The sequence below is a fragment of the Paracoccus haematequi genome, from assembly GCF_900631945.1.
Taxonomy (GTDB): domain Bacteria; phylum Pseudomonadota; class Alphaproteobacteria; order Rhodobacterales; family Rhodobacteraceae; genus Paracoccus; species Paracoccus haematequi_A.
The window spans coordinates 14,595-34,557 of sequence record NZ_UZWE01000059.1 but is presented as its reverse complement, the minus strand read 5'-3'; the positions used below and the strand labels follow the sequence as shown (position 1 = coordinate 34,557).

Below are 19,963 nucleotides of genomic sequence, written 5' to 3'. Positions count from 1 at the left end.
CCGCCCGGCTCAGCCCTGCGGCATCAGGAAATGCCCGGTCGCCTGCGCCAGAAGCCGCGAGCGGTTGTCCTGCCAGGCCTCGACCTGCACGGACGCATAGCGCCGCCCGGACCGGACCACCCGCGCGCGCGCATAGGCGTCGCGCGGCAGGCCGCTGCGCAGGTAGTCCACGGTGAAGTCGATGGTCTTGGGCAGGCGCGGCGGGGCGATGGCGACCGCCGCATCGGGAACGGCACGGCCCGATTCCATATCTTCCCACATGGCGGTCCAGGCCAGTTCGATGATCGCGGTCGTCTCCAGGAACGCCGCCGTCACGCCGCCATGAAGCGCGGGCAGCAGCGGGTTGCCGATCAGCTTTTCGTCATAGGGCAGGATCGCGGTCAATTCGTCCCCGCGCCGGTCGAAGCGGATGCCCAGCCAGGCGAGGTAGGGCACCCCCGACACAAGCGCCGACAGCGCCGAATCGCGGCGCGACTTGATCTGGTCCAGCGGTTCGCGGCGGTCCATGGCCATCACCGTTCCACCGTGAAGGCGCCGGTGGCGGCGGCGACGGGCCTATCCTCGTCCTGGTCCAAGGCCACGGCGCGAACGAAGGCCACGGTGCGGGTGATGTGATAGCATTCGGCCCGCGCCGTGATCCGCTGCCCCTTCGTGGCGGACCGCATATAATCGATGCGCAGGTCGATGGTCGCGGTCGACGCCGGCCCTTCGGGATGGGCCATCACGGCCGCCCCGCAGCAGGTGTCCATCAGCGCCGACACCACCCCGCCATGCACGACCCCGCTGCGCGGATCGCCGACCAGATGTTCCGCCCAGGGCATGCTGATGGTCGCCATCCCCGCGCCAAGCGCATCGACCCGCATTCCCAGGGCGCGGGCATGGGGAATCGCCTCGATGAATTGCTGGGCGATCCGCGTCTGGTCCGAATCCGACATGCCTGCATCCCTGTCCATCGCGTTTTCCCCCGCTTGCCGCCTCCACGCTATCCGCGACAGGGGCGCGCACTCAACCCCCGTCCCTTGCGCACAGGCGCGCCAACCGGATAGCCTTCGGCCTGACGATGACGGGAGGGGCCGATGCCGGGCGAGCAGACAGTCAGCTTCAAGGAGATGTGCACGCGCTTCGACGTGACGCCCCGGACGCTGCGCTATTACGAATATATCGAACTGCTGAACCCCCGGAAGGAAGGCCGGTCGCGTTTCTACGGACCGCGAGAGATCGCCCGCATGACCCTGATCCTGCGGGGAAGGCGGTTCGGATTCTCGCTGGAGGATATCCGGCAATGGCTGCTGATCTATGAACAAAAGGGATCGCGCGAACAGTATCAGGTCTGGCTGGATCTGGCGGACCGGCAGCTTACGGTCTTGGATGAACAGATCGCCGACCTGACGGCCGCGCGCGCCGATCTGAAGGCCCTGCGCGAAACCGCGGCGCGGGAATTGTCCGATATGGCTTGACCATACGTCAGGTATCGCCTTGACTTCGCCTGTGACGCGGCGTCTCGCTTACGTTCGCGTCAACTTGCCCCTATATCTGTGGTCAAGGACGGCAGACGGTGAACGAGGAGGAACCGCGATCCATGTCCGACGAGCTGATGACGATTCGCCAGATGTGCGATGCGTTCGATGTCACCCCCCGCACGCTGCGTTTCTATGAGGCGCGCGAGCTGATCTTTCCCGAACGTCGCGGGCAGCATCGCCTGTACGACCGCCGGGACCGGGCGCGGCTGACATTGATCCTGCGCGGCAAGCGGTTCGGCTTCAGCCTCGAGGAAATCCGCCAGTTGCTTGAACTGTACGAGCCGGGCGGGACGAACAAGGCGCAGATCGCCGCGACCATCACGGTCGGGCGCCAACGCCTTGCCGACATGGAACGCCAATATGCTGAACTGAGCGAGGCGATTGTCGATCTCAAGTCCCAGCTTTCCGACGCAGAAACCCGACTTGCCGCCGCGTCCAACGACACGACCACAGGGTAATGCCATGACGATCTATATCCCGCCTGTCCGCGACATGCAGTTCGCGCTGCATGACGTGCTGAAGCTGTCGCAATCCGGCCTGCCGGGGCACGATGACCTGGACCGCGACTTCACCGAAGCCGTGCTGGACGCGGCGGGCAAGCTGGCGGCCGAGGTTCTGGCGCCGCTGAACGCGGTGGGCGACCGGCAGGGATGCCGGCTGGAAAACGGCGTGGTGCGCACGCCCGACGGATTCGACCAGGCCTTCCAGGCGATGAAAGAGGGCGGCTGGACCGCGCTCGACTGCGACCCGGACTATGGCGGGCAGGGAATGCCCTATGTGCTGGGCGTGGCCACGGGCGAGATGTTCGTGTCGGCGAACATGGCCTTCAACATGTATCAGGGCCTGACCCACGGCGCCTATTCGGCTATCCATGCCCACGGCACGAACGAACAGAAGGCGATGTATCTGCCGAAGATGGTCAGCTGCGACTGGACCGGCACCATGAACCTGACCGAACCGCATTGCGGCACCGATCTGGGGATGCTGCGCACCAGGGCCGAACCGCAGGAAGACGGCAGCTATCTGATCACCGGGACCAAGATCTTCATCTCGGCCGGCGATCACGACCTGGCTGAAAACGTCATCCACCTGGTCCTGGCCAAGGCCCCCGGCGGCGGCGAGGGCACCAGGGGCATCAGCCTGTTCATCGTGCCGAAATTCCTGGTGAACGCGGACGGCAGCCTTGGCGAACGCAACGGCGTAACGGTCGGCGCGCTGGAAGAAAAGATGGGCATCCACGGCAACGCCACCTGCGTGATGAACTATGACGGCGCGAAGGGCTGGTTGCTGGGCGACCTGCACAAGGGAATGCGGGCCATGTTCACGATGATGAACGAGGCGCGCGTGGGTGTCGGCCTGCAAGGCTATGCCTGCGCGGTGCCCGCCTATCAGAACGCGGTGGCCTATGCGAAGGACCGCTTGCAGGGCCGCGCCGTAACGGGGGCCGCGAACCCCTCGGGCCCCGCCGATCCGCTGATCGTCCACCCTGACATCCGCCGCAGCCTGATGGATCAGAAGTCGTTCCTGGAAGGCGCGCGGATGCTGGCGCTGTGGGGCGCGCACCTGATCGACAAGGGCCACAGTGGCGACGCGGATGCCGAGGGGCTGGTGTCGCTGCTGACGCCCGTCATCAAGGGCTTCCTGACCGACAAGGGGTTCGAAACCGCGGTGCTGGCGCAGCAGGTCTATGGCGGCCACGGCTATATCGAGGAACAGGGCATGTCCCAGTTCGTTCGCGACGCCCGGATCACGATGATCTATGAAGGCGCGAACGGCGTGCAGGCGCTGGACCTGGTGGGCCGCAAGCTGGCCCAGGACGGCGGCAAGCATGTCATGGCCTTCTTCGAACTGGTCAAGGGCTTCTGCAAGGACAATGCCGAAAGCGCCATCGCCGCCGACTTCGTCGCCCCCCTGAAAGCCGCGTCCAAGGATCTGCAGACCGCCGCGATGTTCTTCATGGAACGCGGCATGAAGAACCCCAACGACGCGCTGTCGGGCAGCTATGACTTCATGCACCTTTTCGGCCATGTCGCGCTGGGCTTCATGTGGGCGCAAATGGCGGCCGCCGCGCAGGCGGCGCTGGACGCGGGGACGGGTGACGCGGCGTTCCTGAAGACCAAGCTGGCCACCGGGGTCTATTATATGAAACGGCAGTTGCCGATGACCGCGACGCATCTGGCGCGCATCCAGTCCGGGGCCGCGCCGGTGATGGAGCTTGAGGCAGAGGCGTTCTGACGGGTTCGCGTGTGGCGGGGTCGGTATGGGTATTTGTGCAAAGAAGAAGCACAAGCAGGTGCGTCCCGGCCCCTCCTGCCTTCCGACAGGTATGGCATGTCTCAGCCAGGAACCGGGACGGCTTCTCCTTTGGCGGTCATCGGCTCCCCAGCCTGTACCGCGCCGACCGGGATAGGATGAAAAGCTTGAGGAAGACTTAACGGCTCTTCTTCTTTGCAGGAAATACCCCGCGGGGGTCCGGGGGCGCGAAGCCCCCGGCGGTGAAAGGAACAGGATGACCGCGCAACTCTGGTGCTTTGGCGAATCGGGCAATGCTTACAAGCCGGCGCTGACCATGGAACTGGCCGGTTACGACTGGTCGCCGGTCTTTGTCGATTTCTTCAACGGAGAGGCCCGCAGCCCCGCCTTTCGCGCAATAAACGCCATGGGCGAGGTGCCGGTCTTCCGCGAAGGCGACCTGACCCTGACGCAATCGGCGGTGATCCAGATGCATATCGCCGAACGGACCGGAAAATTCCTGGGCGCCGACCGCAATGAAACGCTCCGCTGGCTGATGTTCGACAATCACAGGCTGTCGGGTCAGGCGGGCCCGGCGCGGTTCCTGCTGAACTTCGTGCCCCAGGCGAAGCGCCCGGCAGGCGCGGCGGAATATCTGCAAGGGCGGCTGAAGGCCTCCTACAAGGTGCTGGACGACCACCTCGCCTCGCGGAACTGGATTGCCGATACCGCCCCCACGATCGCCGATTTCGCCTGCTGCGGGTACCTGTTCTATCCCGAGCCCTTCGGCTTCGACCGTCGGGACTGGCCCCATATCGACCGCTGGCTGAACGCGATCAGCGCCCTGCCCGGCTGGAAACACCCCTATGACCTGATGCCCGGCAATCCTGCCGACCGGGCGCCGAAGGAGGACACATGACCGACGCCTATATCTATGACGCCGCCCGTACCCCGCGCGGCAAAGGCCGCCCCGATGGCAGCCTGCACGAAGTCACGTCTCTGGCGCTGTCCGCCCGTCTGCTGAACGCCGTCAAGGAACGCAACAACCTGGAAGGCCATGCGGTCGAGGACGTGATCTGGGGCAATGTCACCCAGGTCAAGGAACAGGGCGGTTGCCTGGCGCGCAGCGCCGTGCTGGCCTCGGATCTGGACGAACGCATTCCCGGCCTGTCGATCAACCGCTTCTGCGCCAGCGGCATGGAGGCCGTGAACCTGGCCGCCAACCAGATCAGGGGCGGCGCGGGCAGCGCCTATATCGCCGGCGGGGTCGAGATGATGGGCCGCGTCGCGATGGGCAGCGACGGGGCCGCCATCGCGGTCGATCCCAGCCTGGCGATGAAAACCTATTTCGTGCCGCAGGGGATCAGCGCCGACATCATCGCCACCGAATACGGCTTCTCGCGCGAGGAGGCCGATAAGCTGGCCGTCGAAAGCCAGCGCCGCGCCGCCATGGCCTGGGACGAAGGGCGCTTCGCCAAATCCATCGTGCCGGTCAAGGACCAGAACGGGCTGACCATCCTGGACCGGGACGAATACATGCGCCCCGGCACGACCATGGAGGATCTGGCCAAGCTGAAGCCCGCCTTCAAGGACATGGGCGAGACGATGCCCGGATTCGACAAGGTGGCGATGCTGAAATACCCGCATCTGGACCGGATCGACCACATCCACCACGCCGGGAACAGTTCGGGCATCGTGGATGGCGCGGCGGCCGTGCTGATCGGAAACGCAGAGTTCGGCAAGGCCCATGGCCTGAAGCCCCGCGCCCGGATCCGCGCCACGGCGAAGATCGGCACCGATCCGACCATCATGCTGACCGGCCCGGTTCCCGTAACCGAGAAAATCCTGGCCGACAGCGGCATGTCCATCAGCGACATCGACCTGTTCGAAGTGAACGAGGCCTTTGCCGCCGTGGTCCTGCGCTTCATGCAGGCCTTCCAGGTCGATCCCGGCAACGTGAACGTCAACGGCGGCGCAATGGCGCTTGGCCATCCGTTGGGCGCAACCGGCGCGATCATCATCGGCACGCTGCTGGACGAGTTGGAGCGCCAGGACAAGGAAATCGGCCTTGCCACGCTGTGCATCGCATCCGGCATGGGCGCCGCCACCATCATCGAGCGGGTGTGATGCGAAAGCTTGATCTAACCGCGGTGCCGGTCAAGACCGGCTCGATCTATCCCGCGCCCTACGCGGCGATGATGGCGGGGCGGTCCAGCCTGCGCCTGGGCCAGGCGGCGGGGCTGACTCAGTTCGGCGTGAACCTGGTGACGCTGGAACCCGGCGCCCTGTCCTCGCTGCGCCACTGGCACCGGGCCGAGGACGAGTTCGTCATGGTGACCGAGGGCGAATGCGTCATGATCACCGAAGACGGCGAGGAGATCATGCGTCCCGGCGACTGCGTGGGATTTCCCGCCAACACCCCTGACGGGCATCACTTCGTCAACCGCAGCACCGCCCCGGCCCGCTTTCTGGTGATCGGCAGCAAGGCGGCCGAGGAAGTGGCGACCTATTCCGATGTCGATCTGGTGCTGACCCTGAAGGACGGGGTTGCGACCTATACCCACAAGGACGGGCGGCCCTATGCCCCCGAGGGAGAGAACGAATGACCGATTTCACCATGCAGAAGGACGCCGACGGCGTGGCCGTCATCACCTGGGACGTGCCCGGCAAGTCGATGAACGTGCTTTCTCTGGACGGCGCCGCCGAACTGAACGCGCTGATCGACGACGCCCTGGCAGATGATGCGGTGAAGGGCATCGTCATCACCAGCGGCAAGAAGGACTTCGCCGCCGGAATGGACCTGAACGTCATCGCGGGGATGAAGCAGGGTGGCGCGCAGAAGGTCTTTGACGGGATCATGTCGCTGCACCACGTCTTGCGCAAGATCGAGCGCGCGGGCATGGACCCCAAGACCCTGAAGGGCGGCAAGCCCATCGCCACCGCCCTGCCCGGCACCGCGCTTGGCATCGGGCTGGAACTGCCGCTGGCCACCCATCGCATCTTTGCCGCCGACAATCCCAAGGCCAAGATCGGCCTGCCGGAAATCATGGTCGGCATCTTCCCCGGCGGCGGCGGCACGATCCGCCTGACCCGCAAACTGGGCGCAATGGCGGCGGCGCCGTTCCTGCTGGAAGGCAAGCTGTCCGATCCGAAGAAGGCCAAGGCCGCTGGCCTGATCGATGACGTGGTCGAGGATCCCGTCGCGGCTGCCCGCGACTGGGTGCTGAACGCCAAGGACGCCGATCTGGTCAAGCCCTGGGATCAGAAGGGCTACAAGATGCCGGGCGGAGAGCCTTACCATCCGGCGGGGTTCATGACCTTCGTGGGCGCATCCGCCATGGTGAACGGCAAGACGATGGGCGTCTATCCCGCCGCCAGGGCGCTGCTGTCCGCCGTCTATGAAGGCGCGCAGGTTCCCTTCGACACGGCGCTGAAAATCGAGGCGCGGTGGTTCACGAATGTGCTGATGAACCCGTCCTCGACCGCGATGATCCGCAGCCTGTTCATCAACAAGGAGGCGCTGGAAAAAGGCGCCAACCGCCCCGAGGCGCCGGACCAGTCGGTCAGGAAGGTCGGCATCCTGGGCGCGGGCATGATGGGCGCGGGCATCGCCTATGTCAGCGCGATGGCGGGGATTGAGGTGGTGCTGATCGACGCGAAACAGGACAGCGCCGACCGTGGCAAGGCGCATTCCGCCGACCTGCTGGACAAGGCCATCAGCCGCCGGAAGGCGACCGAGGACAAGAAGGCCGAGGTGCTGGCCCGCATCACCGCCACCACCGACTACGCCGCGCTTGAGGGCTGCGACCTGATCGTGGAAGCCGTCTTCGAAGATCCCGCCATCAAGGCCGATGTGACGAAACGCGCCGAGGCCGTGATCCCCCCGGACGCGATCTTCGCCACCAACACCTCGACCCTGCCGATCAGCGATCTGGCGAAAGCCAGCGGGCGGCCCGATCAGTTCATCGGCATCCATTTCTTCAGCCCGGTGGACAAGATGGCCCTGGTCGAGATCATCAAGGGCCGCCAGACCGGCCCGCGCGCCGTCGCCAAGGCGCTGGATTTCGTGCGCCAGATCCGCAAGACGCCCATCGTCGTCAACGATGCGCGCTTCTTCTATGCCAACCGCTGCATCATCCCCTATATCAACGAGGGGATTCGCATGGTGGCCGAAGGGGTCAACCCCGTGCTGGTCGAAAACGCCGCCAAGCTGATGGGGATGCCGCTGGGTCCGCTGCAACTGGTCGACGAGACCAGCATCGACCTGGGCGTGAAGATCGCCAAGGCCACCCGCGCCGCGATGGGCGACGCCTATCCCGACGGCGCCGTGGACGAGGTGTTGTTCTGGATGGCCGACCAGGGTCGTCTGGGCCGCAAGGCCAAGGCGGGCTTCTATGCCTATGACGATGCGGGCAAGCGGCAGGGCTTGTGGGACGGCCTGGCGGCACGCTATCCGCAGTCGGACGATCAACCGGATCTGCACGATGTCCAGCACCGCCTGATGTTGGTGCAGGCTCTGGAGGCCGTGCGCGCCTTCGAGGACGGCGTGCTGGAGGACATTCGCGAGGGCGATGTGGGTGCGATCCTGGGCTGGGGCTTCGCGCCTTGGTCGGGTGGCCCGTTCAGCTGGCTGGACATGTTGGGCTCGGCCCGCGCGGTGCAGATTTGCGACCGGCTGGCGGCGGACCACGGCGACCGCTTCGCGGCGCCCAGGCTGCTGCGCGACATGGCCGACAGCGGCCAGGGCTTCTATGACCGCTATGGCAGTGGCGCGAAGGCCGCCTGAATGGCGCATGGCGGGCTGGAGGTCTTTTATGACGGCGACTGCCCGCTGTGCCGGAACTATGCGCAGATGCTGCGGCTGCGCGACGCCGTCGGTCCGGTGGACCTGATCGACGCGCGCGGCGACGATCCCCGCCTGGCGGACCTGCGCCGGGCGGGCTGCGACCTGAACACCGGGATGGTGGTCCGGCGCGAGGGCCGGATCTGGCATGGCGGTGAGGCGGTGTGGATGCTGTCGCGGCTGGCGGGACGCGGACCAATGGCCTGGCTGCTGCGCGACCGGCGGCGGGCGGCGGCGGTCTATCCGCTGTTGCGGGCCGGGCGCGGCCTGCTGCTGCGGCTGTTGGGGCGAGGGCCCATCGAATAGGGAAGGCGCCCCGGCCGGTCAGCCGGGCGCGCCTGATCCTGCCCCATGTTTTTTGTTCAGTCGTCGTCGTCATCATCGCGCCACCGGCCGCGGCGGTCGTCATCATCATCATCATCATCATCATCATCGTCGTCGTGATGGTCATGATAATGGTGGCCGTGACCCTCCGGCAGGCCGTAGAACCAGCGGCGGCCGTCGTCCCAGCCCCAGATCGACCACTGAAGCTGCGGGGTGGCGAAGCCCCGCAGCGGGCGGCGGAAATCGTCATCGTCATCGGCAAGGGCGATGCCCGGCATCACAAGGCTGGCGGCTGTCGCAAGGGCGATCAGAAAGCGGTGTCGTGTCATGGCTGCGGTCCTTTCATCCGGCGCAGGCCGTCCTGCCTGCGGGATGATGACGGACCAGCCACGGGTTTATTCCCGCGCGGCCAAAAAATCCGCTGCGCCTACAGCGCCATGTCGTCGCGATGGACCAGGGCGGCGCGGCCGGTATAGCCCAGGATCGCCTCGATCCGGTCGGAACGGTGGCCCGCGATGCGCCGCGCCTCGTCGGCGGTATAGCGGACCAGCCCGGTCGCCAGCGTCTCGCCCGAGGGGCCGGTAATCGCCACCGGATCGCCGCGCCCGAATTCGCCCACCACCGTGCGGACCCCGGCAGGCAGCAGAGACTTGCCCTGCCCCAACGCAAGGGCGGCGCCCTGGTCCACGACAAGCGCCCCCTTGGGCTTCATCGCCGCGATCCAGCGTTTGCGGGCAAGCTGCGGATCGCTTTCCGGCAGGAACCAGCTGCACCGCGCGCCATGCGCCACCGCCGACAGGGGGCGCATCACCGACCCCTCGGCGATCGCCATGGCGCAGCCCCCGGCGATCGCGGTGCGCGCGGCCATCAGCTTGGTCTTCATGCCCCCCTTGGACAGGCCCGAAACAGGATCGCCGCCCATCGCCTCGATCTCGGGCGTCAGGTGTTCGATCACCGGCAGGTGCAGGGCGGTCGGGTCGGTCTTGGGATTCGCGGTGTAAAGCCCGTCCACGTCCGACAGCAGCAGCAACTGGTCGGCCCCGCAGGTCACGGCGATCTGCGCGGCCAGCCGGTCGTTGTCGCCATAGCGGATCTCGTCCGTGGCGATGGTGTCGTTTTCGTTGACGATGGGCACCACGCCCAGCGACAGCAGCGTCTGCATGGTCGCCCGGCTGTTGAGATAACGGCGGCGGTCGGCGCTGTCCTCAAGCGTCAGCAGCACCTGGGCGGTGGTCACGCCATGCGGGGCCAAGGCTTCCTCATAGGCGCGCGCCAGCCGGATCTGGCCCACGGCGGCGGCGGCCTGCGCCTGTTCCAGCGGCAGCGCGCCCAGCGGCAGGCCCAGGACGCGGCGGCCAAGCGCGATGGAGCCAGAGGAAACCAGCACCACGTCGCAGCCGCGCCGCCGCCAGTCGGCCACGTCGTCGCACAAGGCCCGCAGCCAGTCGCCGCGCAGCCCCTGGTCGTCCACCAGCAACGCTGAGCCGATCTTGATGACAAGGCGGCGCGCGGCGGTCAGGGCCGGGCTTAAGGCTGCCATGGCGCCTCGGGCTCGTCCTTGGTGGCGCGCCGGGACGGCTCGATCTGCGTCCACAGGGCACGCAGCACCTCGGTCACGCCCAGCTTGGCGACGCCGGACATCAGGAACACCGGCCCGCCGATCTCGGCTTCCAAGGCGGCCTTGCGTTCGGCGATGGTCTCGTCATCCAGCGCGTCGATCTTGTTCAGGGCGGTCACGCGCGGTTTGTCCATCAGGATCGGCGAATAGGCCTCAAGCTCGGTCAGGATGGTGCGGGCGTCGACCGCTACGTCCTCGGACGTGCCGTCGACCAGATGCAGCAGCACGCGCGAGCGTTCGACATGGCCCAGGAACTGGTCGCCCAGTCCCCTGCCCTCGCTGGCGCCCTCGATCAGGCCGGGAATATCGGCCATCACGAATTCATGGCCGTCGATGCCGACCACGCCCAGGTTCGGGTGCAGCGTGGTGAAGGGATAATCCGCGATCTTGGGCCGGGCGTTCGACACCGCCGCCAGGAAGGTGGACTTGCCTGCGTTCGGCAAACCCACCAGCCCGGCATCCGCGATCAGCTTCAGCCGCAGCCAGATCGTGCGCTCCACCCCCGGCTGGCCCGGATTGGCGTTGCGCGGGCTGCGGTTGGTCGAGGTCTTGAAATGCAGGTTCCCCCAGCCGCCGTTGCCGCCCCTGGCCAGCAGCACCCGCTGGCCGGGTTCGGTCAGGTCGGCGATGACGGTCTCTTCGTCCTCGTCCAGGATCTCGGTGCCCACGGGCACTTTCAGCGTGATGTCCTCGCCCGACTTGCCGGTCATCTGGCTGCCCATGCCATGCTGGCCGGACTTGGCGAAGAAATGCTGCTGATAGCGGAAGTCGATCAGCGTGTTCAGCCCCTCGACCGCCTCGGCCCAGACATCGCCGCCATTGCCGCCGTCGCCGCCGTCGGGGCCGCCGTATTCGATGAACTTCTCGCGCCGGAAGGACACGCAGCCCGCGCCGCCCCCGCCCGAGCGGATATAGACTTTGGCGAGGTCGAGAAATTTCATGGCGCAGGCTCCTTTGCGGTCATGCGATACGCGCGTGGCCGCCGCCGTGCAAGTGTTCCGGCGGTTGCCGGGATTTCGCTTGATTAACCTATCGCAATCCACACACTCGCGCACACGGGAATGTGACCCGAATCTTTTTAAGGAGTGCATGATGTCCAGCAAGGCCCTGGCCGAATTCATCGGTACATTCATCCTGGTTTTCTTCGGCGTCGGCTCGGCGGTGTTGATGGGCGCGCATATCGGCTTTCACGGCATCGCCATGGCCTTCGGCCTGTCCATCGTCGCCGCCGCATATGGTCTGGGCGCGATCTCGGGCGCGCAGCTGAACCCGGCGGTGTCGCTGGGCTTCCTGACCTCGGGGCGGATGGGAATGGGGGATTTCATCGCCTATTGCATCGCGCAGGTTCTGGGCGCGGTCGCGGCGGCTGCGGTGATCTATGTCATCGCCTCGGGCAAGGCGGATTATGCCATCGCCCAGAACGGGCTGGGCCAGAACGGCTGGGGCGCGGGCTATAACGGCGGCTACAGCCTGACCGCCGCGCTGGTGTTCGAATTCGTGGCGACCTTCCTGTTCGTGACGGTGATCCTGGGCGCGACCCAGACCGACGCGCCCGCCGGTTTCGCGGGGCTGGCCATCGGCCTGACGCTGACGGGCATCCATCTGGTCGGCATCGACGTGACCGGCACCTCGGTCAACCCGGCGCGGTCCATCGGGCCTGCGGTCTTCGTGGGCGGGCAGGCGCTGTCGCAGCTGTGGTTGTTCATCCTGGCGCCGCTGGCCGGAGGCGCGGTGGCGGGCGCGCTGCACGGGGCGGGCATCACCCGGTCGCCGCACGTCAAGCCGCGCGGCTGACGCGCAGCCCTTTTTCCAAACCCCTCCTGCCCCTAGATGAAGAGGGACAGGAGGCCCGGATGATCCCTTTCGACAACAGCTATGCCCGACTGCCGCAGGGCTTCTTTGCCCGCGTGGCGCCGACACCCGTGGCCGCCCCCCGGCTGCTGGCGCTGAACGAACCCCTGGCTGATCGACTGGGCTTGGACAGCAACTGGCTGGCCGGACCCGAGGGGCTGGCGATGCTGGCCGGCAACGCGGTTCCCGACGGTGCGGAACCGATCGCCCAGGCCTATGCAGGCCACCAGTTCGGCGGCTTCGTGCCGCAGCTTGGCGACGGCCGCGCCGTCCTGCTGGGCGAGGTGGTGGCCCCGGACGGCGCGCGCTTCGACATCCAGTTGAAGGGCAGCGGGCCGACGCCCTTTTCCCGGCGCGGCGACGGGCGGGCTTGGATGGGGCCGGTGCTGCGCGAATACATCGTCAGCGAATTCATGCACGCGATGGGCGTGCCCACCACCCGCGCCCTGGCCGCCGTCGCGACCGGCGAAACGGTCTGGCGCGAAAGCGCCCTGCCCGGCGCCGTGCTGACCCGCGTGGCAGCAAGCCATATCCGTGTCGGCACCTTCCAGTTCTTCGCCGTCCGCGACAAGACCGACGCGCTTGCCGCCCTGACAGATCACGTCATCGCCCGTCATTACCCCACCGCCAACGGCCCGCTGTCGCTGCTGGATCATGTCGTGGCCCGGCAGGCGGAAACCATCGCGCATTGGATGGCCCTGGGCTTCATCCATGGCGTGATGAACACAGACAACATGGCCATCTCGGGCGAGACCATCGATTATGGCCCCTGCGCCTTCATGGATGCCTATCATCCCGACACGGTGTTTTCTTCGATCGACCGGGCGGGCCGCTATGCCTGGGCGCAGCAGCCGCAGATCGCGGTCTGGAACCTGGCGCAGCTTGCCACCTGCCTGATCCCGCTGATGGGCGAACGCGACGCCGCCATCGACGCCGCGACGAAATCCGTCCACAGTTTCGCACCGCTTTATCAGGCCGCATGGCGCCGCCGCTTCGGCGAGAAGCTGGGCCTGACCGAGGCCGCCGATGCGCAGCCCCTGGCCGAACGCCTGCTGACCCTGATGGCGCAGCAGCGCGCCGATTTCACCCGTGTGTTCGCGGGCCTGGCGGACGGCGCGGCGCGGGACGAATTCACCGACCGCGCCCCCTTCGATGCCTGGGCCGCCGACTGGCAGGCCCGGAACCCCGATCCCGCCCTGATGCGCCATGCGAACCCCCTGCGCATTCCGCGCAACCACCGGATCGAGGAGGCCATCGCCGCCGCCGTGGCGGGCAATCTGGATCCGTTCCGGCGGCTGTTCGACGCGGCGACGCATCCGCGCGAGGGGCGGCCCGGCTGGGAAGACCTGGCGGCGGCGCCCCGCAGCGAACAGATCGTGCATCAGACCTTCTGCGGCACCTGACCTGCCCCTTGCAACGACCCGGACCGTGACTATCCTGCGGCCAGCACGAAAGGCGGCATGTCCTTGTTGAGATTGGCAAGTTACAACCTGCACAAATGCCGTGGCCTGACCGGCCCGCATGCGCCGGAACGCAACCTTGCCGTCATCTCGGCCCTGCAACCTGACATCATCGCGTTGCAAGAGGTCGATTTCCGCCTGGGCGCGCGACCCGAGGCGCTGCCGCGCCGCCTGATCCAGAAAACCACCGGACTGGTTCCGGCCAATATGACGACGACCGGCGAAAACTCGTTGGGATGGCACGGCCAGACGATCCTGATGCGCCCGGATCTGGCCGAACAGGCCATCCTGCGCCGCCTGCCCCTGCCGGGGCTGGAGCCGCGCGGCGCGGTCGTGCTGCGCCTGCCGAAACTGACGGTGATCGGCGTCCACCTGGGCCTCGCGCGGTCGTCCCGCCGGGCGCAACTGGCGCGGATCACCGCGCAGGCGGCGCGGATCGCCGACGACAATATCGTGCTGATGGGCGATTTCAACGAATGGCACGACAGCCGGGGGCTGGAATCCCTGGCGGGGTTCCGCGTCATCGCCCCCGGCCCGTCCTATCCCGCGCCCCTGCCCCGGTTCCGCTTCGACCGGATCGCCATGTCGCATCACCTGACCCTGCTGGATCAGGGGGTCTTCACCGGGGCGCAGGCGCGCGACGCCTCGGACCATCTGCCGATCTGGGCCGAGATCGAGCAGCCGTGAATTTGCGGCTTTCGGCCTGCCCCTGCGGCAGCTATGAAGGCGCCGACACCAAACACCCCGAGGGACAATCATGACCGCCATCATCGACATCTATGCGCGTGAAATCCTGGACAGCCGCGGCAATCCGACCGTCGAGGTCGATGTGACGCTGGAAGACGGCACGATGGGCCGGGCGGCGGTGCCCTCGGGCGCGTCCACCGGCGCGCATGAGGCGGTCGAAAAGCGCGACGGCGACAAGGCCCGCTATCTGGGCAAGGGCGTTCTGGAAGCCGTGGCCGCCGTGAACGGCGAGATCGCCGAGAACCTGATCGGCGAGGATGCGACCGAACAGCGCGCCATCGACGCGATGATGATCGAGTTGGACGGCACCCCGAACAAGGGCCGGCTGGGCGCCAACGCGATCCTGGGCGTGTCGCTGGCCGTGGCCAAGGCGGCGGCGGATGCCTGCCAGCAGCCGCTGTATCGTTACGTGGGCGGGACGGCGGCGCGCATCCTGCCGGTGCCGATGATGAACATCATCAATGGCGGCGAACATGCCGACAACCCCATCGACATCCAGGAATTCATGATCATGCCGGTTTCTGCGGAGAACATCCGCGACGCCGTGCGCATGGGGTCCGAGGTGTTCCACACGCTGAAGAAGGAACTGTCGGCGGCGGGCCTGGCGACCGGCGTCGGCGACGAGGGCGGCTTCGCGCCGAACCTGTCCTCGACCCGCGACGCGCTGGATTTCATTCTGAAGGCGGTCGAGAAGGCGGGCTACAAGCCCGGCGACGACATCATGCTGGCGTTGGATTGCGCGTCGACCGAATATTTCAAGAACGGCAAGTATGAGATGAAGGGCGAGGGCAAGTCCCTGACCTCGGCCGAGAACGTGGACTATCTGGCCGCGCTGTGCGCCGACTATCCGATCCTGTCGATCGAGGACGGCTGCGCCGAGGATGACTGGGACGGCTGGAAGCTTCTGACCGACCGCCTGGGCAAATCGGTGCAGCTTGTGGGCGACGACCTGTTCGTGACCAACCCCGCGCGCCTGGCCGAGGGCATCGCCAAGGGCTGCGGCAACTCGCTGCTGGTCAAGGTCAACCAGATCGGCACCCTGTCGGAAACGCTGGACGCGGTGCGCCTGGCCGACCGCAACGGCTATACCAGCGTCATGTCCCACCGCTCGGGCGAGACCGAGGACGCCACCATCGCCGACCTCGCGGTCGCCACCAACTGCGGCCAGATCAAGACCGGAAGCCTCGCGCGGTCCGACCGGCTGGCGAAATACAACCAGTTGATCCGCATCGAGGAGATGCTGGGCGCAACCGCCGAATATGCCGGCCGCAGCATCCTGCGCTGAACCACGGCCAAGCCCCGGCGTCCCCCGCCCCCGTGCATCCGCCGGGGGCGGTTTCGTTTTTTCCGCCCGAGATACGCAGTCCCCTCGACAGGCCGAAATCGCTGGCTAAACTGGACCTCGCTTGGGGCGCGACCCCATTGGGCAACGATCCCGCTTGCCAACATCGGAGGAGAGTTCATGAAAGATTCCAAGACCCTGCACCGCAGGTCGTTCCTGACCACGGCATCGGTCGGCGGCGTTGCGGCGGCAGCCGGCGCGACGCTTGCCGCCCCTGCCATCGCGCAGGAATCGCCCACGATCAACTGGCGGCTGGCATCGTCCTTTCCCAAGTCGCTGGACACGATCTATGGCGGCGGCGAGGAGATCGCGACCCGCCTGAAGGAAGCCTCGGACGGCAAGTTCAACATCCAGGTCTTCGCCGCCGGCGAGATCGTGCCGGGCCTGGACGCCATCAACGCGGCGACGGACGGCACCGTCGAAACCGCGCATTCGGTGGGTTACTACAACTGGGGCAAGAACCCGGCCTTCGCCTGCGGCGCCGACCTGCCCTTCACCTTCAGCGCGCGCGCCAAGGCCGCCTATAACTATCACGGCGGCGGGATCGACCAGTACAACCAGTTCCTGGAAACGGTGAACCTGGTGGCGTTCCCGGCCGGGAACACCGGCGTGCAGATGGGCGGCTGGTACCGCAAGGAAGTGAACACCGTCGCCGACATGCAGGGCCTGAAGATGCGGATTTCCGGCCTGGCCGGGCGCGTCGTCGAAAAGCTGGGCGTGGTGCCGCAGCAGATCGCGGGCGGCGACATCTATCCGTCGCTGGAAAAGGGCACCATCGACGCCGCCGAATGGGTCGGCCCCTATGACGACAACAAGCTGGGCTTCCAGAAGGTCGCGCCCTATTACTATTACCCCGGCTTCTGGGAAGGCGGGCCGACGGTCAGCTTCTTTGTCAACAAGGCCAAGTATGACGAACTGCCCGAGCACTACAAATCGCTGCTGCGGACATGCTGCCAGGCGACCGACCAGAACATGCTGGCGAAATACGACTTCAAGAACCCCACGGCCTTGAAGGAACTGGCCGCGTCGGGCGCGCAGCTGCGGTCGTTCAGCGAGGAAATCATGAACGCCGCCTTCGCCGCCGCGAACGAGGTCTATGCCGAACTGTCCGCTGAAAACGAACATTTCAAGCGGCAGTACGAGGCGCAGCTGCAATTCCGCGACGACTGGTACCTGTACAACCAGACGGCGGAATATACCTTCGACACCTTCATGATGATCCAGCAGCGCAACGGCAAGCTGGCCCCCACCCAGGGCTGATCCCGCCTGTTGAACCGAAAACCGCCGCAGGGTTCTGCGGCGGTTTTTTCATGGCGTGGATCAACAAAAAGGGCCGGTTTCCCGGCCCTTTCGCGGTCCTGTCAGTTTCCGCCCAGGCCCGGCGGCGGGCCGCCCAGGCCCAGGCCGCCGCTGCCTTGCGTCTGGTCCGGCTGCGGTGCGGCGGGCGCCGGGGCTTCCGGGGTTGCAGGTGCTGCCGGGGCGCCGAAATTCGGCGCGCCGCCCAGCCCACCGCCCAGCCCGCCCGGAGCAGCGGGCGCTCCTCCCGGCGCGGCGCCCTGGCCGAAGGGCGATCCCAAGCCGCCGCCCAGGCTGCCGAAGCCGCCCGAATTGCCCGCCGGTATCTCCAGACGCACGCCCGATGTGTCGATGGGTGCGCCCTTGTAGTGCATGACAAGCTGCGGGAAGGCGATCACCACGCCGATCATCACGATCTGGATGCAGACGAAGGGCACCGCACCCCAGTAGATATGGCTGGTGCGCACCGGCTCCATCATCTTGCCGGTCAGGCGGTCCTTGTAGGGAAGCTTCGGCGCGACCGAACGCAGATAGAACAGCGCGAAGCCGAAGGGTGGGTGCATGAAGGCGGTTTGCATGTTCACGCCCAGGATCACGCCGAACCAGATCAGGTCGATGCCCAGGCTTTCGGCGGCAGGGGCCAGCAGGGGCACGATGATGAAGGCCAGTTCGAAGAAATCCAGGAAGAAGGCCAGCAGGAACACCAGGATCGACACGACGATCAGGAAGCCGTATTCGCCCCCCGGCAACGAGGTCAGCAGATGTTCGACCCACAGGTGCCCGTTCACGCCATAGAAGGTCAACGAGAATACTCGCGCCCCGATCAGGATGAACATCACGAAGGCCGACAGCCGCGTGGTCGCATACAGCGCCTGCCGGATCACGTCTATCGACAGGCGGCGCTTAATGCCTGCCATGAACAGGGCGCCGACGGCCCCCATGGCGCCGCCCTCGGTGGGAGTGGCGATTCCCAAGAAGATCGTGCCCAGCACCAGGAAGATCAGCGCCAGCGGCGGGATCAGGACGATGATGACCTGCTGGGCAAGCCGCGACATCATGTTGATCCCGAAGGTCTTGTCGATCAGCGCGACGACATAGATCACCGTGACCGCGATCACCATGCCCCAGATCGGCGCGTCGGACGCATGCGCGGGGCCGAGCCAGCGGGTCGTAGCCCAGAAGATCCCCGCAGCGACGGCCAAGGCCACGATCAGCGAGGTGACGCCGGAACCCAGGGTCCGCGCCTCTTTCGGAAGGGCGGGCAGGTAATGCGGGCGCAGGATCGACATCACGAAGATATAGGCCATGTACAGCCCGGTCAGCACCAGGCCGGGGATCATCGCGCCCTTGTACATGTCGCCCACCGACCGGCCCAGCTGGTCGGCCAGAACGATCAGCACCAGCGACGGCGGGATGATCTGCGCCAATGTCCCCGACGCCGCGATGGTGCCCGACGCGATCCGCCGGTCATAGCCATAGCGCAGCATGATCGGCAGAGAGATCAGCCCCATGGCGATCACCGAGGCGGCGACGACGCCGGTCGTGGCGGCCAGCAGCGCGCCGACGATGATCACCGCATAGGCCAGACCGCCCCGGATCGGGCCGAACAACTGGCCGATCGTGTCCAGCAGATCCTCGGCCATGCCGGATTTCTCCAGCACGATGCCCATGAAGGTGAAGAATGGCACCGCCAGCAATGTCTCGTTCGCGACAACGCCGCCGAAGAAGCGGTCGGGAATAGCGCCCAGCAACGGCCAGCTGAGGTTGATCGACCCGCCCGACAGCGGCGCCAGTTCCACCCCGATGATGAAGAACAGCAGCCCGTTGGCGCCAAGCGCGAAGGCCACGGGATAGCCGATCAGCAGGAAGATGATCAGCGAGACGAACATGATCGGCGCCATGTTCTGCGCAATAAGCTCCATCATTTGCGGGGTTCCTTGCGCGCGTCGTCGGCCAGATCGGTCAGCGGATGGTCGGGATCGGCAAAGCCCGCCTGGGCGGCCAGTTCGGGATCGATCTCCAGCGGCGCGTGATGGGCGGTGGCCGGGAAGGGATCGGGGATCAGGCCGCGCATCACGGCGATCTTTTTGATGATTTCCGAAATGCCCTGGAAGAACAGCAGCGCGAAGCCCGCGAACAGCAGCGCCTTGGCGGGCCACAGGATCAGCCCGCCCGCGTTCATCGACATCTCGCCGCCGCGATAGCTGCGCATCAGCCAGGGCCAGACGTAATACAGCGTCAGCAGCACGACCGGCATCAGGAAGAAGATCGTTCCCAGCAGGTCGATCCAGTGCTGGACCCGGCGCGAGAAGGCCCCATAGACGATGTCGATGCGGATATGTTCGTTTTCCAGCAGCGTATAGGCGGCCGCCAGCAGGAACGCGCCGCCATACAGGTACCATTGCAGTTCCAGATAGGCGTTCGACGACACGCTGAATACCTTGCGGACCACGGCGTTGATCGCGCTGACGAAGATCGCCAGCAGGATCAGCCAGGCCGCGCTGCGTCCGATCACGGTGTTGACGCGGTCGATGCCGCGCGACAGGGCCAAAAGGCCGTTCATCGAAATTCCTCCCCCATGGAAATCAGCCTTGTGCGCCGTCCGGCCGACTGTTCATCCTGTCGCGGTATGATCGAAGTGGCAAAATCGGTCAAGAAGTTCGGTGACTGGCGCGTCAAGGCGCCCCCCCTGGCCGGTTCAGGCGACGATCCGACGCAACGTCGCGGCGG

The 19,963-nt window shown here is 66.4% G+C and carries 20 protein-coding genes; 13 read left to right on the top strand and 7 right to left on the bottom strand.

All coding sequences use genetic code 11. From position 1 onward, the window contains the following. Nucleotides 1-9: 9 nt before the first annotated feature. Both PARHAE_RS17895 and PARHAE_RS17890 read right to left on the bottom strand, forming a co-directional pair. Nucleotides 10-513, bottom strand: coding sequence for a PaaI family thioesterase (locus PARHAE_RS17895; RefSeq protein WP_126155919.1), 504 nt, complete (start codon nt 511-513; stop codon nt 10-12). Then, nucleotides 513-953: a PaaI family thioesterase gene (locus PARHAE_RS17890; protein ID WP_420899422.1), complete on the bottom strand. Its 441-nt coding sequence runs from the start codon at nt 951-953 to the stop codon at nt 513-515. Before PARHAE_RS17890 ends, PARHAE_RS17895 begins: the two co-directional genes overlap by 1 nt. A gap of 123 nt (nt 954-1,076) precedes the next feature. On the opposite strand from PARHAE_RS17890, the gene PARHAE_RS17885 reads away from it, so the two are divergent. From PARHAE_RS17885 to PARHAE_RS17850, 8 genes are all read left to right on the top strand, one after another. Then, nucleotides 1,077-1,457, top strand: a complete 381-nt coding sequence (locus tag PARHAE_RS17885) for a MerR family transcriptional regulator (RefSeq protein WP_126155918.1) — start codon at nt 1,077-1,079, stop codon at nt 1,455-1,457. A gap of 122 nt (nt 1,458-1,579) precedes the next feature. Then, on the top strand, nt 1,580-1,978 hold the full coding sequence (locus tag PARHAE_RS17880; protein ID WP_126155917.1) for a MerR family transcriptional regulator: 399 nt from the start codon (nt 1,580-1,582) through the stop codon (nt 1,976-1,978). Nucleotides 1,979-1,982: 4 nt separating this feature from the next. Further along, nucleotides 1,983-3,755, top strand: a complete 1,773-nt coding sequence (locus PARHAE_RS17875) for an acyl-CoA dehydrogenase C-terminal domain-containing protein (RefSeq protein WP_126155916.1) — start codon at nt 1,983-1,985, stop codon at nt 3,753-3,755. Nucleotides 3,756-4,029: 274 nt separating this feature from the next. Further along, the gene (locus PARHAE_RS17870) at nt 4,030-4,671 is read left to right on the top strand and encodes a glutathione S-transferase family protein (protein WP_126155915.1); all 642 of its coding nucleotides are present in this window, start codon (nt 4,030-4,032) and stop codon (nt 4,669-4,671) included. After that, entirely contained in the window at nt 4,668-5,879 is a 1,212-nt protein-coding gene (locus PARHAE_RS17865; RefSeq protein WP_126155914.1) for an acetyl-CoA C-acetyltransferase, read from the top strand. The genes PARHAE_RS17870 and PARHAE_RS17865 overlap by 4 nt, the downstream gene beginning before the upstream one ends. Next, nucleotides 5,879-6,358, top strand: a complete 480-nt coding sequence (locus tag PARHAE_RS17860) for a cupin domain-containing protein (protein ID WP_126155913.1) — start codon at nt 5,879-5,881, stop codon at nt 6,356-6,358. Before PARHAE_RS17865 ends, PARHAE_RS17860 begins: the two co-directional genes overlap by 1 nt. Continuing rightward, nucleotides 6,355-8,538 carry a 3-hydroxyacyl-CoA dehydrogenase NAD-binding domain-containing protein gene (locus tag PARHAE_RS17855; RefSeq protein WP_126155912.1) on the top strand — a complete coding sequence of 728 codons (2,184 nt, stop codon included), beginning with the start codon at nt 6,355-6,357 and terminating at the stop codon, nt 8,536-8,538. The genes PARHAE_RS17860 and PARHAE_RS17855 overlap by 4 nt, the downstream gene beginning before the upstream one ends. After that, nucleotides 8,539-8,901 (top strand): thiol-disulfide oxidoreductase DCC family protein, encoded by a 363-nt coding sequence (locus PARHAE_RS17850; RefSeq protein WP_126155911.1) that lies wholly within the window; start codon nt 8,539-8,541, stop codon nt 8,899-8,901. It abuts the gene before it with no gap. 56 nt (nt 8,902-8,957) lie between these two features. Here the strand turns inward: PARHAE_RS17850 and PARHAE_RS17845 are convergent, their stop codons facing one another. From PARHAE_RS17845 to obgE, 3 genes are all read right to left on the bottom strand, one after another. Then, a complete protein-coding gene (locus PARHAE_RS17845) occupies nt 8,958-9,248 on the bottom strand; it encodes a hypothetical protein (RefSeq protein ID WP_126155910.1) in 291 nt (96 codons plus the stop codon). A 98-nt stretch (nt 9,249-9,346) separates the two neighbouring features. Continuing rightward, the gene (gene proB, locus PARHAE_RS17840; RefSeq protein ID WP_126155909.1) at nt 9,347-10,459 is read right to left on the bottom strand and encodes a glutamate 5-kinase; all 1,113 of its coding nucleotides are present in this window, start codon (nt 10,457-10,459) and stop codon (nt 9,347-9,349) included. Further along, nucleotides 10,447-11,478 (bottom strand): GTPase ObgE, encoded by a 1,032-nt coding sequence (gene obgE, locus PARHAE_RS17835; protein WP_126155908.1) that lies wholly within the window; start codon nt 11,476-11,478, stop codon nt 10,447-10,449. The genes proB and obgE overlap by 13 nt, the downstream gene beginning before the upstream one ends. 151 nt (nt 11,479-11,629) lie before the next feature. On the opposite strand from obgE, the gene PARHAE_RS17830 reads away from it, so the two are divergent. The 5 genes from PARHAE_RS17830 (at nt 11,630) to PARHAE_RS17810 (ending at nt 17,197) form a co-directional block, all read left to right on the top strand. Continuing rightward, nucleotides 11,630-12,331: an aquaporin gene (locus PARHAE_RS17830; protein WP_126155942.1), complete on the top strand. Its 702-nt coding sequence runs from the start codon at nt 11,630-11,632 to the stop codon at nt 12,329-12,331. Between the two features lie 59 nt (nt 12,332-12,390). Next, nucleotides 12,391-13,791, top strand: coding sequence for a protein adenylyltransferase SelO (locus PARHAE_RS17825; RefSeq protein WP_126155907.1), 1,401 nt, complete (start codon nt 12,391-12,393; stop codon nt 13,789-13,791). A gap of 57 nt (nt 13,792-13,848) precedes the next feature. Further along, entirely contained in the window at nt 13,849-14,535 is a 687-nt protein-coding gene (locus PARHAE_RS17820) for an endonuclease/exonuclease/phosphatase family protein (RefSeq protein WP_126155906.1), read from the top strand. A 70-nt stretch (nt 14,536-14,605) separates the two neighbouring features. Then, nucleotides 14,606-15,880: a phosphopyruvate hydratase gene (gene eno, locus PARHAE_RS17815; protein ID WP_126155905.1), complete on the top strand. Its 1,275-nt coding sequence runs from the start codon at nt 14,606-14,608 to the stop codon at nt 15,878-15,880. A 195-nt stretch (nt 15,881-16,075) separates the two neighbouring features. After that, on the top strand, nt 16,076-17,197 hold the full coding sequence (locus tag PARHAE_RS17810; protein ID WP_126155941.1) for a TRAP transporter substrate-binding protein: 1,122 nt from the start codon (nt 16,076-16,078) through the stop codon (nt 17,195-17,197). Nucleotides 17,198-17,298: 101 nt separating this feature from the next. Here PARHAE_RS17810 and PARHAE_RS17805 read toward each other — a convergent pair whose 3' ends face one another. Both PARHAE_RS17805 and PARHAE_RS17800 read right to left on the bottom strand, forming a co-directional pair. Next, nucleotides 17,299-19,158, bottom strand: a complete 1,860-nt coding sequence (locus tag PARHAE_RS17805; protein WP_126155904.1) for a TRAP transporter large permease — start codon at nt 19,156-19,158, stop codon at nt 17,299-17,301. After that, the gene (locus PARHAE_RS17800; protein WP_126155903.1) at nt 19,155-19,796 is read right to left on the bottom strand and encodes a TRAP transporter small permease subunit; all 642 of its coding nucleotides are present in this window, start codon (nt 19,794-19,796) and stop codon (nt 19,155-19,157) included. The genes PARHAE_RS17805 and PARHAE_RS17800 overlap by 4 nt, the downstream gene beginning before the upstream one ends. Between the last annotated feature and the right edge of the window lie 167 nt (nt 19,797-19,963).

Excerpts from the sequence above, each read along its gene's own strand:
- proB (WP_126155909.1), bottom strand. The coding sequence starts at position 10,459 with ATGGCAGCCTTAAGCCCGGCCCTGACCGCCGCGCGCCGCCTTGTCATC.
- PARHAE_RS17875 (WP_126155916.1), top strand. The coding sequence starts at position 1,983 with ATGACGATCTATATCCCGCCTGTCCGCGACATGCAGTTCGCGCTGCAT.
- PARHAE_RS17825 (WP_126155907.1), top strand. The coding sequence starts at position 12,391 with ATGATCCCTTTCGACAACAGCTATGCCCGACTGCCGCAGGGCTTCTTT.
- PARHAE_RS17850 (WP_126155911.1), top strand. The coding sequence starts at position 8,539 with ATGGCGCATGGCGGGCTGGAGGTCTTTTATGACGGCGACTGCCCGCTG.
- PARHAE_RS17820 (WP_126155906.1), top strand. The coding sequence starts at position 13,849 with ATGTCCTTGTTGAGATTGGCAAGTTACAACCTGCACAAATGCCGTGGC.
- PARHAE_RS17830 (WP_126155942.1), top strand. The coding sequence starts at position 11,630 with ATGTCCAGCAAGGCCCTGGCCGAATTCATCGGTACATTCATCCTGGTT.
- PARHAE_RS17845 (WP_126155910.1), bottom strand. The coding sequence starts at position 9,248 with ATGACACGACACCGCTTTCTGATCGCCCTTGCGACAGCCGCCAGCCTT.
- PARHAE_RS17870 (WP_126155915.1), top strand. The coding sequence starts at position 4,030 with ATGACCGCGCAACTCTGGTGCTTTGGCGAATCGGGCAATGCTTACAAG.
- PARHAE_RS17890 (WP_420899422.1), bottom strand. The coding sequence starts at position 953 with ATGGACAGGGATGCAGGCATGTCGGATTCGGACCAGACGCGGATCGCC.
- PARHAE_RS17880 (WP_126155917.1), top strand. The coding sequence starts at position 1,580 with ATGTCCGACGAGCTGATGACGATTCGCCAGATGTGCGATGCGTTCGAT.
- PARHAE_RS17860 (WP_126155913.1), top strand. The coding sequence starts at position 5,879 with ATGCGAAAGCTTGATCTAACCGCGGTGCCGGTCAAGACCGGCTCGATC.
- eno (WP_126155905.1), top strand. The coding sequence starts at position 14,606 with ATGACCGCCATCATCGACATCTATGCGCGTGAAATCCTGGACAGCCGC.
- obgE (WP_126155908.1), bottom strand. The coding sequence starts at position 11,478 with ATGAAATTTCTCGACCTCGCCAAAGTCTATATCCGCTCGGGCGGGGGC.
- PARHAE_RS17805 (WP_126155904.1), bottom strand. The coding sequence starts at position 19,158 with ATGATGGAGCTTATTGCGCAGAACATGGCGCCGATCATGTTCGTCTCG.
- PARHAE_RS17865 (WP_126155914.1), top strand. The coding sequence starts at position 4,668 with ATGACCGACGCCTATATCTATGACGCCGCCCGTACCCCGCGCGGCAAA.
- PARHAE_RS17855 (WP_126155912.1), top strand. The coding sequence starts at position 6,355 with ATGACCGATTTCACCATGCAGAAGGACGCCGACGGCGTGGCCGTCATC.
- PARHAE_RS17800 (WP_126155903.1), bottom strand. The coding sequence starts at position 19,796 with ATGAACGGCCTTTTGGCCCTGTCGCGCGGCATCGACCGCGTCAACACC.
- PARHAE_RS17895 (WP_126155919.1), bottom strand. The coding sequence starts at position 513 with ATGGCCATGGACCGCCGCGAACCGCTGGACCAGATCAAGTCGCGCCGC.
- PARHAE_RS17885 (WP_126155918.1), top strand. The coding sequence starts at position 1,077 with ATGCCGGGCGAGCAGACAGTCAGCTTCAAGGAGATGTGCACGCGCTTC.